The 12,542-nt window shown below is 36.1% G+C and carries 10 protein-coding genes; all 10 read left to right on the top strand.

The features are described from left to right. Nucleotides 1-178 precede the first annotated feature (178 nt). The 10 genes from GGR42_RS06515 (at nt 179) to GGR42_RS06470 (ending at nt 12,433) form a co-directional block, all read left to right on the top strand. The gene (locus GGR42_RS06515) at nt 179-1,453 is read left to right on the top strand and encodes an O-acetylhomoserine aminocarboxypropyltransferase/cysteine synthase family protein (protein WP_167962077.1); all 1,275 of its coding nucleotides are present in this window, start codon (nt 179-181) and stop codon (nt 1,451-1,453) included. Nucleotides 1,454-1,506: 53 nt separating this feature from the next. Next, nucleotides 1,507-4,893 (top strand): bifunctional aspartate kinase/homoserine dehydrogenase I, encoded by a 3,387-nt coding sequence (gene thrA / locus GGR42_RS06510; protein ID WP_167962075.1) that lies wholly within the window; start codon nt 1,507-1,509, stop codon nt 4,891-4,893. A 1-nt stretch (nt 4,894) separates the two neighbouring features. After that, a complete protein-coding gene (locus tag GGR42_RS06505) occupies nt 4,895-6,061 on the top strand; it encodes a trans-sulfuration enzyme family protein (protein WP_167962073.1) in 1,167 nt (388 codons plus the stop codon). A gap of 66 nt (nt 6,062-6,127) precedes the next feature. After that, nucleotides 6,128-6,613, top strand: a complete 486-nt coding sequence (locus GGR42_RS06500) for a MarR family winged helix-turn-helix transcriptional regulator (RefSeq protein ID WP_167962071.1) — start codon at nt 6,128-6,130, stop codon at nt 6,611-6,613. A 2-nt stretch (nt 6,614-6,615) separates the two neighbouring features. Next, entirely contained in the window at nt 6,616-7,086 is a 471-nt protein-coding gene (locus GGR42_RS06495) for a GNAT family N-acetyltransferase (protein ID WP_167962069.1), read from the top strand. 52 nt (nt 7,087-7,138) lie between these two features. Further along, the gene (locus GGR42_RS06490; protein WP_167962067.1) at nt 7,139-7,549 is read left to right on the top strand and encodes an RrF2 family transcriptional regulator; all 411 of its coding nucleotides are present in this window, start codon (nt 7,139-7,141) and stop codon (nt 7,547-7,549) included. 160 nt (nt 7,550-7,709) lie between these two features. After that, on the top strand, nt 7,710-8,438 hold the full coding sequence (locus tag GGR42_RS06485) for a phosphoadenosine phosphosulfate reductase domain-containing protein (protein ID WP_245201405.1): 729 nt from the start codon (nt 7,710-7,712) through the stop codon (nt 8,436-8,438). A gap of 6 nt (nt 8,439-8,444) precedes the next feature. Beyond that, a complete protein-coding gene (locus GGR42_RS06480; RefSeq protein ID WP_167962065.1) occupies nt 8,445-10,538 on the top strand; it encodes a HEPN domain-containing protein in 2,094 nt (697 codons plus the stop codon). Between the two features lie 2 nt (nt 10,539-10,540). Continuing rightward, on the top strand, nt 10,541-11,326 hold the full coding sequence (gene cobA / locus GGR42_RS06475; protein ID WP_167962063.1) for a uroporphyrinogen-III C-methyltransferase: 786 nt from the start codon (nt 10,541-10,543) through the stop codon (nt 11,324-11,326). A gap of 45 nt (nt 11,327-11,371) precedes the next feature. Next, nucleotides 11,372-12,433 carry an NAD(P)/FAD-dependent oxidoreductase gene (locus GGR42_RS06470; RefSeq protein ID WP_167962061.1) on the top strand — a complete coding sequence of 354 codons (1,062 nt, stop codon included), beginning with the start codon at nt 11,372-11,374 and terminating at the stop codon, nt 12,431-12,433. The last annotated feature ends 109 nt before the right edge of the window (nt 12,434-12,542 follow it).

Raw genomic sequence — 12,542 nt, 5'->3', positions numbered from 1 at the left:
GAAATGAAAAAAGTAATGTACAATATGTCTATGATGATGTGGAAGATATCCGCAGAGGACAGTATTGTATAAACTTTACCCAATAAAGAATTTACAAAACCTCTGCAGAAGCAGGGGTTTTTTTTATGGGCAATTTTTAAACTGAAACAAATAAAATTTAACTAATAACCTGGGAACCATGAGTGAACAAAAATTTTCGACCAACGCATTACACGCAGGACATGATGTTGCTGCTAACGGAGGAACTAGGGCAGTACCCATATATCAAAGTACGGCTTATGTTTTTAATGATTCTGACCATGCGGCCAATCTTTTTTCATTGGCGGAATTTGGGAATATTTATACAAGAATAAATAATCCGACCAATGATATATTGGAACAACGTCTTGCAGCTTTAGAAGGTGGAATTGCTTCTGTAGTTACCTCTTCTGGAACTGGTGCTATAAACACGGCATTATTGGTATTGTTAAAAGCAGGGGACCATATTGTGGCTTCCAACAGCTTATATGGAGGTACTTATAATTTATTGAGCGTTACACTTCCCCGATTGGGAATTACAACAACTTTTGTAAATCCAGAAGACCCATCTAACTTTGGGAAGGCAGTACAAGACAATACGCGTGCTTTCTTTGTGGAATCTTTGGGGAACCCAAAATTGGATGTGCTGGATTTAAAAGCCATTTCTAAAGAAGCCAAAGCTGCAAAAGTTCCGTTTATTGTGGATAATACGGTGGCCACCCCGGCATTATTGAACCCTATTGAGCATGGTGCCAATATCGTAATTCATTCGCTTACAAAATACATTAATGGAAATGGAACTGCTCTGGGAGGGGCCATTATAGATGCAGGAACGTTTGATTGGGCAAATGGAAATTTTCCAGAGTTTACAGAACCATCTGCGGGATATCATGGATTGGTTTATCATGATGCCTTAGGTGCAGCAGCCTTTATTGCTAAAGTGCGTATTGAAGGATTGCGTGATTTTGGTGCATGTTTAAGCCCATTTAATGCTTTTCAAATTATTCAAGGGTTGGAGACTTTGGAGGTTCGTATTAAACAGTACAGTGAAAGTGCTCTGGCATTGGCAAAATGGTTGCAGGACAGAGATGAGGTGAATTGGGTGAACTATCCAGGTTTGGAATCTAGCAAGTATAAAAAATTGGCTGAGGAATACTTGCCAAAAGGGCAAAGCGGATTAGTGACTTTTGGAGTTAAAGGGGGGTATGATGCGGCAAAGAAAATTGCAGATGAAACCAAATTGTTTTCTTTATTGGCAAATATTGGGGACACTAAATCTTTAATTATACACCCAGCGAGTACAACACACCAACAGTTGGATGAGGCAGCACAGGAGGATACCGGAGTTACTAAAGATCTAATTAGGTTGTCAGTTGGCTTGGAAAATATTGAGGATTTAAAAGCGGATTTGGAGCAGGTTTTTGCTCAATTATAATAGAAGGGTATTGGGGCCTCTTTTGTACAGGCCCATAATTATACAAAAATAAGATGCTACATCATATAAAAATAGATAAGTATACTACCAATAGCGGAAAGGAATTGGATATTTCCTTATCCTATCAATTATTTGGATTGGAGCTCCATACAGCACCCATTGTTTTGGTAAACCATGCCCTAACAGGTAATTCTGATGTTGCTGGTAAAGAGGGATGGTGGTCTGCTTTGGTAGGCGATGATAAATGCATTGATACCAAGAAATATACTGTTTTATGTTTTAATGTGCCTGGAAATGGGCACGATAGTTTTATTATTGAAAATTATAAGAATTTTGTTGCTCAAGATATTGCCAAAATATTTTTAAGAGGTTTAACGGAGTTGAACATCAATAAATTATATGCAATTATTGGAGGCTCTATGGGAGGAGGTATTGCCTGGGAAATGGCAGCATTGAATCCAAATTTAACAGAGCATTTGATTCCTGTGGCATCGGATTGGAAATCTACTGATTGGTTAATTGCAAACTGTCAGATTCAGGAGCAGTTTTTGATAAATTCCAAACAGCCAGTGCATGATGCCCGTATGCATGCCATGCTTTGCTACCGTACACCAGAATCATTTAAGGAGCGTTTTAAAAGAACAACAAATGACGAGCTTCAGGTTTTTAATGTAGAGAGTTGGTTAACGCACCATGGTAAAAAATTACAGGAACGTTTTCAATTATCAGCTTATAAATTGATGAACCAATTATTGAAGACCATTGATATTACCCGTGAAGGAGAAGGCAATTTTATCAAACTTCAAAATAGTGGTACGAACATTCATATTATTGGTGTGGATTCGGATTTGTTCTTTACGGCCAAGGAAAATAAGGAAACCTTTAAACGTTTGGCTCAGGCCAATAGTAATGTAACCTATGGAGAGATACATTCGCTTCATGGACACGATGCCTTTTTAATTGAGTTTGAACAAATGGAGCAATTGCTCAAAGGAGTGTTCAATAAAAATGGGAAAAACAAAAAAACCAAAGTTTTGAAATTTGGAGGAAAATCTTTGGCTAATGGTGAAGGCATAGAACAGGTTTTAAATATCATTGGTAGTAAAATAAATGAGGGGGAGAAAATAACTGTTGTACTATCGGCTAGGGAAAAGGCAACCGATCAATTAGAAATTTTGCTGCAAAAAGCAGCTGATGGAAAGGATTATTCACAGGATTTTGAAAAGTTTGAAGCCTATCAAAAATATACCTTTAAGAATATAAACCTTTCCAAGGAGTTTAGGGAATTGATCAGATTGTTTGAAGGAGTAGCTCTTTTAGGTGATTATAGCTCCAAAATAAAAGATGAGGTATTGGCCTATGGAGAGCTTATTTCTGCGAAAGTGGTGACACAATTGTTGAATGATAAAGGTATACCCTCTAAAATGTTAGATGCCAGGGAGTTGATAAAAACTGATACAACTTTTGGTGATGCCGCTGTTTTGGAAGCTTTGTCCAAAGAAAATGTGGTGGAAGAATTTTCTAAATTAAAAGCAAATGAAGTGCCTGTAATAACTGGGTTTATTGCTTCTAACATGAACAATGAGACTACTACATTGGGTAGAAATGGAAGTAATTATACGGCTGCCTTGATTGCCAATTTTTTGGATGCCGAAGAATTACAGAATTACACCCATGTGGATGGAATTTATACAGCAAACCCAGATTTTGTTTCAGATGCTAAAAAATTGGAAGTGTTATCCTATAGCGAGGCAAATGAACTTGCAAATTTTGGAACCACTATATTGCACGCCAAGACCATCATTCCATTAATTGAAAAGAATATTCCACTTAGAATTCTCAATACTTTTAATAATGATGATAAGGGTACTTTAATAAGTGCCAAGAGCAGTGAGGAGAAAATAAAATCTTTGTCCGTAATTGAAAATACGGCACTTATTAATTTAGAAGGTAGGGGACTTCTTGGGAAAGTTGGAGTAGATGCACGTATTTTTAAGGCTCTTGGGAACAAGGGAATTAATGTGAGCATTATTTCACAAGGATCCTCTGAAAGAGGAATAGGTCTTGTGGTTGCTGCCAACAAGGCAGTTGAAGCAAAAACTGCATTGGAACAAGAGTTTGAAAATGACTTTCATTCCAAGGATGTGAATATGATTACAGTAATGGATAATGTTTCTGTGGTTTCAATTGTAGGGCAGGATTTAAGCACCTTTCATAAACCGTACAATGCATTGATAAAGAATCAAATAGTTCCTTTACTCTTCAATAATACGGTTTCAGGAAAAAATGTGAGTTTGGTTTTAAAGAAATCTGACTTGAAGAAGGCATTGAATGTAATGCACGGACAAATTTTTGGAATTTCTAAAAAAGTCAATGTCATAGTTTTTGGGCATGGTAATGTTGGTGGTACCCTTATAGACCAAATATTAAAATCGAATAAAACAATTGAAGAGCGCAAGGGGATTCATTTAAATGTTTTTGCCGTGGCAAATTCAAGAAACATTTTGTTCAACAAAAAAGGGATTACCAAGAATTGGAAAGCAAATCTTAAGGAAAAAGGAATTCCATATACGTTAAATGAAGTTTTTGAGTATGCAAAGGAGCACCATTTAGAGAATTTAATAGCCGTGGACAATACGGCAAGTGAGGAGTTTGTGGGCAATTATTTTGACTTCGTTGAAAACGGTTTCGATTTAGTCTCCTCAAATAAAATTGCTAATACGTTAGGATTCGATTATTATAAATTATTGCGTGAGGATTTAATCAAAAATCAAAAACAGTATTTATACGAAACCAATGTAGGTGCGGGGTTGCCTTTGATTGATACTATTAAATTGTTGCATTTGTCCGGTGAGAACATTACGCGTATCAAAGGGATTTTCTCAGGTTCATTGAGCTATATTTTCAACACATTCTCGGAGTCTGACGCTTCTTTTTCCACTATTTTAAAGGAAGCAATGGATAAAGGTTTTACTGAGCCAGACCCAAGAGAAGATTTGTCTGGAAATGATGTTGGAAGAAAACTATTGATTTTGGCAAGGGAGCTGGATTTACACAACGAGTTTTCGGATATTAATATTCAAAATTTAATTCCCGAAGAACTTAAAAAAGGTACAGTAGTAGATTTCCTTAAAAATTGTGAAGTATTAGACCCAATCTTTAATGAAATAAAAATGAAGCAAAAGCCTAATCATGTATTGCGATATGTTGGAGATTTATCTGGAAATCTACAGGAAGAGAAGGGGAAATTGGATGTGAAACTTATTTCTGTTCCCAAAACCAGTGCACTGGGACAAGTAAAGGGTTCAGATTCCATTATTGAGATTTTTACAGAATCCTATGGAGGTCATCCATTGGTAATCCAGGGGGCAGGTGCAGGTTCAGCAGTAACTGCAAGAGGTGTTTTTGGTGATATATTAAGAATAGCAGAAAAAAATTAATATGGAGAAGTATAAATTCGAAACAGAAGCGGTTAGGACTCAAATAGAACGTTCTAAATTTTTGGAACATTCCAGTCCGTTATATTTAACATCAAGTTTTGTATTTGAGGATGCAGAGGATATGCGAGCTTCTTTTGCTGAAGAAAAAGAGAGGAACATTTATTCAAGATATTCTAACCCAAACTCATCAGAACTCATAGAAAAGGTCTGTAAAATGGAAGGTGCAGAAGATGGTTTTGCTTTTGCATCGGGTATGGCAGCGGTATATTCCACATTGGCAGCTTTGTTGGAAAGTGAAGACCATATTATATCTTCCAGAAGTATATTTGGCTCAACCCATACATTGTTTACTCAGTTTTTTCCCAAATGGAATATTTCTACCAGTTATTTTAAGATGGATGAACTGGAAAAGATTGAAAGTTTAATCACTCCCAAAACAAAAATCATCTATGCGGAATCACCGACCAATCCCGGAGTAGACGTTTTGGATTTGGAGGTGTTGGGAAAAATTGCAAAAAAACACAACCTTATTTTTGTTGTAGATAACTGTTTTGCTACTCCGTATTTACAACAGCCCATTAAGTTTGGTGCTGATTTGGTGATACATTCTGGCACCAAGTTGATGGACGGGCAAGGTAGGGTGTTGGCCGGAATAACTGTAGGTAGCAAAGAATTAATGGATAAGGTATATCGTTTTTCTAGGATTACAGGTCCTGCACTTTCACCTTTTAGTGCATGGATACTATCCAAAAGTTTGGAAACCCTTGGTCTAAGGGTGGATAGACATTGTGAAAATGCATTGAAATTGGCTCATTACTTAGAAAATCACCCAAAAATTAATTGGGTTAAATATCCTTTCTTAAAGTCTCATCCTAAATATGAAGTGGCCAAAAAGCAAATGAAAGCAGGTGGTAGTGTTATTGCTTTTGAGGTTAAAGGGGGTATAGATGGCGGTAGACAATTCTTCGATTCTATTAAACTGTTGTCCCTATCGGCTAATTTAGGGGACTCTAGAAGTATAGTTACCCATCCTGCGTCTACAACCCATAGTAAACTTACCAAAGAAGAAAGGGAAGAAGTTGGCATCACCGATGGTTCTGTAAGGGTTTCTGTGGGCTTGGAACATATAGAGGATATTATTTCGGATATAGAGCAGGCATTGGCTTAAATCCGAATGTCTTTGGTAATATCAAATCAATTGTATATATTTACATAAGTAATTATATAAATACTTATGGAAGATAAATTTTTACACTTTTTGGAATTAGGAATTGGGTCAAGACTAAAAAGGTTGAGTGGTTATATAGCCAGGGAAACGCAAATAGTATATGATGAGATGAAAGTAGATTTTGATCCTTATTTATTCCCAATCTTTAAAACTATTATAGATAATCAAGAGACCACAACATCATACATTCAGGAAGCATTAAGGTATACCCAGCCCGCTATAACTCAGGCCATAGGGAAACTATCAAAATTGGGTTATGTTTCATCTAAGATTGATCAGAATGATGGTAGAAAAAAACTATTATATATAACAAAGAAAGGGGAAGAGGTAAATATGTTATTAAAACCTATTTGGAAAGTTATAAATGAAGAGGCTAAAACATTGACTCAAGTGAGTGCCAATAGTCTTGTTGACATGCTCTATGAAATTGAATTAAAACTGGAAGCAAAATCATTAAGTAAAAGAATACTTTCAAAATTAAAAAATCATTAAAAATGCAGAAACTTCAGATCGTGCCTTTTGAGGATAGATATGCCGTTAATTTTGCAGAGTTAAATTTGGAGTGGATAGAAAAATATTTTGAAGTAGAGCCACAGGATAGAAAACTTTTATTAAACTGTAAAGAGTCTATTATCTACCCAGGGGGGCATATCTTTTTTGCAAAGATAGAAGAGGAAATTGTGGGTACTTTTGCTTTGATAAAAGTTAAAGAAGGTGTTTATGAAATGGGAAAAATGGGCGTTTCCCCAAAATATAGAGGCTACAAAATTGGTCAACAACTACTTCAATTCTGCATTCAATTTGCTAAACAACAGCCTTGGGATAAATTAATATTATATTCCAATATAATTTTAGAGAATGCTATTCATATATATAGAAAGTATGGATTTGTTGAAGTCCCTTTGGATGGACATACAGAATATAAGAGAAGCAATATTATGATGGAGCTAACATTGCATTCCTAAAAGAGAGTATGCTTGTCTTATAGGATTTAAGAGAAATACTTATATTAGCCATATGCTCTCCAAAAAGACGAAATACGGAATAAAAGCACTGGCGTTTTTAGCTGGACAAGAAGAAAATAGACCTGTTCAGATTGCTGAAATTGCTAAACATGAGAACATTTCACAAAAATTTTTGGAGAGCATCTTGCTTTCGATGCGGAGAACAGGATTTTTAAGCTCTAAAAAAGGAAAGGGTGGAGGTTATTATCTTATTAAAAGGCCTTCCGAAATTCAAATGACAGAGGTTATTAGGGTACTGGAAGGGCCTATTGCCATGGTACCATGTGTAAGTCTAAACTACTATGAAAAATGTGATGATTGCCCGGACGAAAATAAGTGCTCGGTTCACAAACTTATGATTGCTGTAAGAGACAGCGCATTGACAGTCTACCGCAATACTGCCTTACAAGACTTAATATCCTAACTTTTTTTGTTTTCATATTATTAAAAATAGGTTAGTTTTTCTATTAATCTACTAAAACTATAGGATAAAGGTAATATTCTGATGCTTTTAACGTCTATATATAAATAAAAGATGTATTTTTGAATACTCTATTAAGTCTATAGGATAAAAATATTATATTTTGAAAAATAATAACTACGGAGAGGATAAGCTTAGTTTTAAAATTGAAAATGGTACTTTGATTAATTCTTCCTCAAAGAATACTGTTACAGAAAATCCAATAGATGACATTAAGAATATTGATTTGTCTTATTGGAATAAAAAGCTCAAAGATAGTACACCTGATGAAATTATTGATTGGGCTCTGAAACTATCAGAAAAGCGAATTGTAACAACTAGTTTTGGGAAATACTCAGCTGTATTGTTGAGTACTTTCAATCGAAAAGACAGTAATATCAATGTGGTATGGTGCGATACTGGATATAATTTGCCAGAAACTTATGAGCATGCAAGTATGTTGATAAGTCGTTTTAAACTTAATTTAAATGTATATGTCCCAAAGGAATCTAGAGCATTTACTGAGTTTAGGCTTGGCTTGCCTGATATTAAAGATCCTAAACATAAGGAATTTTCGGAAATTGTTAAGTTGGAACCATTTAGAAGGGCTTTAAAGAAACACCAGCCAGATCTTTGGTTTACCAATATTAGGGTTAGGAAAACAGAATATAGAAACTCTAAGGATATTTTGAGCTATAGCAAAGAAGGTATTTTAAAAGTGAGCCCATTTTATTATTGGACTGATGGTGAATTAGATGCTTTGTTGTGTAAGAATGGGCTGCCTAAAAATCATACTTATTTTGACCCAATTAAGGCCTTAGAAAATAGAGAATGTGGAATTCATTTACAATAAGATAAGATGCAAAGTTTTAGAACAGAAATAGAGAATCCAATTGTCCAAAAGGATATTATAGAATTAGAGGCCAAAATCCGTCAGTTTCATGATGGGAAATTGGATGAGGAAAAATTCAGGAGCTTGCGTTTGGCAAGAGGTGTGTACGGTCAGCGTCAAGAAGGTGTGCAAATGATTCGTATTAAATTGCCTTATGGAAAAGTAAAGTCCAAGCAATTATTACGTATTTGTGATGTTTCCGATGAATATTCTAGAGGTAGATTGCATATTACCACACGTCAAGATATTCAAATACATTATGTGGATCTAAACCGTACTCCAGAGCTTTGGGCGGAGCTGGAAAAAGATGATGTTACCCTTCGTGAGGCCTGTGGGAATACTGTAAGAAATGTAACGGCCAGTGAAACAGCTGGGATAGATGTAGACGAGCCTTTTGATGTTTCTCCCTATGCCCATGCATTGTTTGAGTACTTTTTAAGAAACCCTATCAGTCAGGAAATGGGAAGGAAATTTAAAGTTTCTTTTTCATCAAGTGATGCAGATACTGGACTTTCTTATATGCACGACCTTGGCTTTATTGCTAAAATCGAAAATGGTGTAAGAGGTTTTAAAGTAATGTTGGGCGGTGGTTTGGGCTCTCAACCTAGACATGCAGATGAGTTGTATAGCTTTTTGCCTACGGATAAGATTATTCCCTTAATGGATGGTGTTGTTCGGGTGTTTGATAGATATGGAGAACGTAAAAGTAGGGCCAAAGCAAGAATGAAATTCTTGTTAAAAGATATAGGGTTGGATGGATTTAAGGAATTGTTGGAAGCGGAACAAAAGGCGGTACCCGTAAAAACATACCCAATCCATTATGAGAGCTATCCACAGGTTAAAGTGGCCAATATAGAAACGCCATCAGTAGAGGTTCAAAATACAAAGGCTTTTGAGCAATGGAAAGCGACCAATCTTGTGCCTCAAAAACAAGAAGGTTATGTAGCTATTGGAATCAAAGTTCTACTGGGAGATTTTTATACTGATAAAGCTAGAGAATTAGCTAGATTGGTAGAGAAATACGCTGCTGGTGAACTTCGACTTTCATTGAGACAGAATATTTTGATACCATATGTAAAAGAGGAATTGATTCCTTTTTTCTATGTGGAATTGGAAAAATTGGGATTTGTTGAAGCCGGTTATAACAAGGCATTGGATATTACTGCTTGCCCAGGAACTGATACGTGTAATTTGGGGATTTCCAGTAGTACTGGAATTGCAGATGAGTTGGAAAAAGTAATAAAAGCGGAGTATCCACAGTACATAAATAACCCAGATGTGGTGATTAAAATCAGTGGATGCATGAATGCTTGCGGACAACATAATATGGCAAATATTGGTTTTCAAGGAATGTCGGTACGTACCAAGGATAAATTGGTTGCGCCAGCGCTTCAGGTGTTGTTGGGCGGTGGAAATCTTGGAAATGGCCAAGGACGTTTTGCTGACAAAGTGGTGAAAATTCCAAGCAAAAGAGGGCCACAGGCATTACGATTGATATTAAATGATTTTGAAGCAAATGGAAATGGAGCTTCTTTTGTGGATTATTATGCTGAAAAAGGGGAGCATTATTTTTATGATATCCTAAAGGTCTTGACAGATGTTGATAATTTGACTCCAGAAGATTTTATTGATTGGGGTACAACGGAAAAATATAAGAAAGAAATTGGTATTGGAGAGTGTGCAGGCGTTGTAATCGATTTAATTGCAACATTATTTTTTGAAAGTCAGGAAAAAATTGAAAATGCGGAAGAGGCAATAAAGGAGCAAAAATGGGCTGCCAGTATATATTATTCGTATACATCCATGGTGAATTCTGCGAAAGCCTTATTAACTGCTGAAAATGTAAAAACCAATACACATGCAGGTATCATCAAAGATTTTGATACAACCTTTGTAGAGTCGGAAAAAATTGATTTTATTGGTACATTTACTGAATTAGTGCTTCAATTAAATAAGAATGAGCCTACTGAAGTTTTTGCAAAATCTTATTTAGAAGATGCAAAGCAGGTACTTGCAAAATTGGAGTCTTTTAGACAATTGGAACTTGTAGCTGATAAATAGTTTTGGATAATAACAAGAAATCATATTATAGCAGAGGGAAATTGACGGTGGTTGGTGCTGGACCCGGCGATGCGGAATTGATCACCCTTAAAGGTGTCAAAGCCCTACAAGATGCCAATGTGGTTTTGTATGATGCTTTGGTGAATCCAGAGCTTTTAGATTTTGCTCAAAATGCTGAAAAGATATTTGTTGGCAAAAGAAAAGGCTGTTATGCATACCAACAAGAACAAATCAATGAATTGATAGTGGCCAAAGCCCAAACACATGGTCACGTAGTTCGCCTTAAAGGTGGAGACCCATTTGTTTTTGGTCGGGGATCGGAAGAAATGCTTTATGCCGCTGAACATGGTCTAGAAGTTGCAATGGTGCCCGGAATTTCGTCATCTGTAGCTGTACCGGCTTCACAAAATATTCCTGTAACCAAAAGAGGTGCATCCGAAAGTTTCTGGGTTATTACTGGCACCAATAAGGAGCATAAGCTTTCAAAAGATGTGTCTTTGGCAGCAAAATCAAGTGCCACGGTGATTATTTTAATGGGAATGTCCAAATTGCCAGAAATTGTTGAATTATTTATATCAGAAGGAAAATCAGAAACTCCAGTGGCAGTTATTCAAAGTGGTACAACAAATGAAGAAAAAATAGGGATTGGCAACATTAGTTCCATATTAGAAGTTGTGGAATCCCGAAATTTGTCCAATCCGGCAATAATTGTAATAGGAGAAGTTGTAAGGCATAGAGAACAGATCGTACAGATACAACAAGAATTTCTGTCAAATAGAATTAGTTAATAATTAGAAAGTGAGAATCTACATCAGATTCAAATAGTAGAAGAAATGATTAAAACAGATATACTTATAATAGGAGCGGGACCAACGGGTTTGTTTACCGTTTTTGAAGCAGGATTGTTAAAGTTAAAATGTCATTTAATCGATGCATTACCGCAAACAGGTGGACAATGTTCAGAGATTTATCCAAAAAAACCCATTTATGATATTCCGGCATATCCGGAAATATTGGCGGGTGGTTTGGTTGATAAATTAATGGAGCAAATAAAACCATTTGAAGCTGGGTATACATTGGGTGAACGAGCTGAAACATTGGATAAGCAGGAAGATGGTTCATTTATTGTGACCACAAACAAAGGCACTAAGCATCAAGCTCCAGTTGTTGTTATTGCTGGAGGATTGGGTTCTTTTGAACCGCGTAAACCTCAGATTTCCAATATTGTAGATTTTGAGGATAAAGGAATCGCATACATTATTAAAGACCCAGAAGTGTACCGTGATAAAAAAGTGGTCATTGCTGGTGGTGGTGATTCTGCTTTGGATTGGGCCATATTCTTGGCTGATGTTGCTTCAGAGGTTTCTTTGGTCCACCGTAGAAATGAATTTAGAGGAGCTTTGGATTCAGTTGAAAAAGCATCAGAATTGGCTAAGTTGGGTAAGATTAAACTGTATACCAAAGCTGAGGTGAAAGAACTACACGGAACGGATAAGCTAAATTCTGTGTTAATTAAAAGCACAGAGGCAGATGTAGAAGATGTACTTTTGGAGGTTGATAATTTTATACCTCTATTTGGACTTTCTCCAAAATTAGGCCCTATTGGTGATTGGGGGTTAGAGATCGAAAAGAACGCCATTAAAGTAAATAATGCAAAGGATTATCAAACAAACATCCCAGGTGTTTTTGCTATCGGTGATGTGAATACATATCCAGGAAAATTAAAGTTGATTCTTTCTGGTTTCCATGAAGCAGCCGTCATGTGTCAGTTTGCGTATCAAATCATTAACCCAAACAAAAAGTTTGTAATGAAATATACAACTGTGGGAGGTGTAGAAGGATTTGATGGATCTAAAAAGGAAGCTAAAAAAGAAGTGGTGCAAAGTATTGTTTAAAAATTTAAAAAAATGATAAAAGCCTTTCACCATTTTGGTTGAAAGGCTTTTTTATTGCAATTAAGTTACGGAACACACATTTCTTGCAATTGGTTAAGGAGTGCCGTTT

Origin of the sequence: Saonia flava (assembly GCF_011927795.1) — a bacterium.
GTDB classification, from domain to species: Bacteria; Bacteroidota; Bacteroidia; order Flavobacteriales; family Flavobacteriaceae; genus Saonia; species Saonia flava.
The sequence above is the reverse complement of the archived record's forward strand: the minus strand, read 5'-3'. Positions and strand labels throughout refer to the sequence as shown.

Coding starts and splice junctions, on each gene's coding strand:
- thrA (WP_167962075.1), top strand. CDS start 1,507: ATGCTACATCATATAAAAATAGATAAGTATACTACCAATAGCGGAAAG.
- GGR42_RS06490 (WP_167962067.1), top strand. CDS start 7,139: ATGCTCTCCAAAAAGACGAAATACGGAATAAAAGCACTGGCGTTTTTA.
- GGR42_RS06500 (WP_167962071.1), top strand. CDS start 6,128: ATGGAAGATAAATTTTTACACTTTTTGGAATTAGGAATTGGGTCAAGA.
- GGR42_RS06470 (WP_167962061.1), top strand. CDS start 11,372: ATGATTAAAACAGATATACTTATAATAGGAGCGGGACCAACGGGTTTG.
- GGR42_RS06495 (WP_167962069.1), top strand. CDS start 6,616: ATGCAGAAACTTCAGATCGTGCCTTTTGAGGATAGATATGCCGTTAAT.
- GGR42_RS06505 (WP_167962073.1), top strand. CDS start 4,895: ATGGAGAAGTATAAATTCGAAACAGAAGCGGTTAGGACTCAAATAGAA.
- GGR42_RS06515 (WP_167962077.1), top strand. CDS start 179: ATGAGTGAACAAAAATTTTCGACCAACGCATTACACGCAGGACATGAT.
- GGR42_RS06480 (WP_167962065.1), top strand. CDS start 8,445: ATGCAAAGTTTTAGAACAGAAATAGAGAATCCAATTGTCCAAAAGGAT.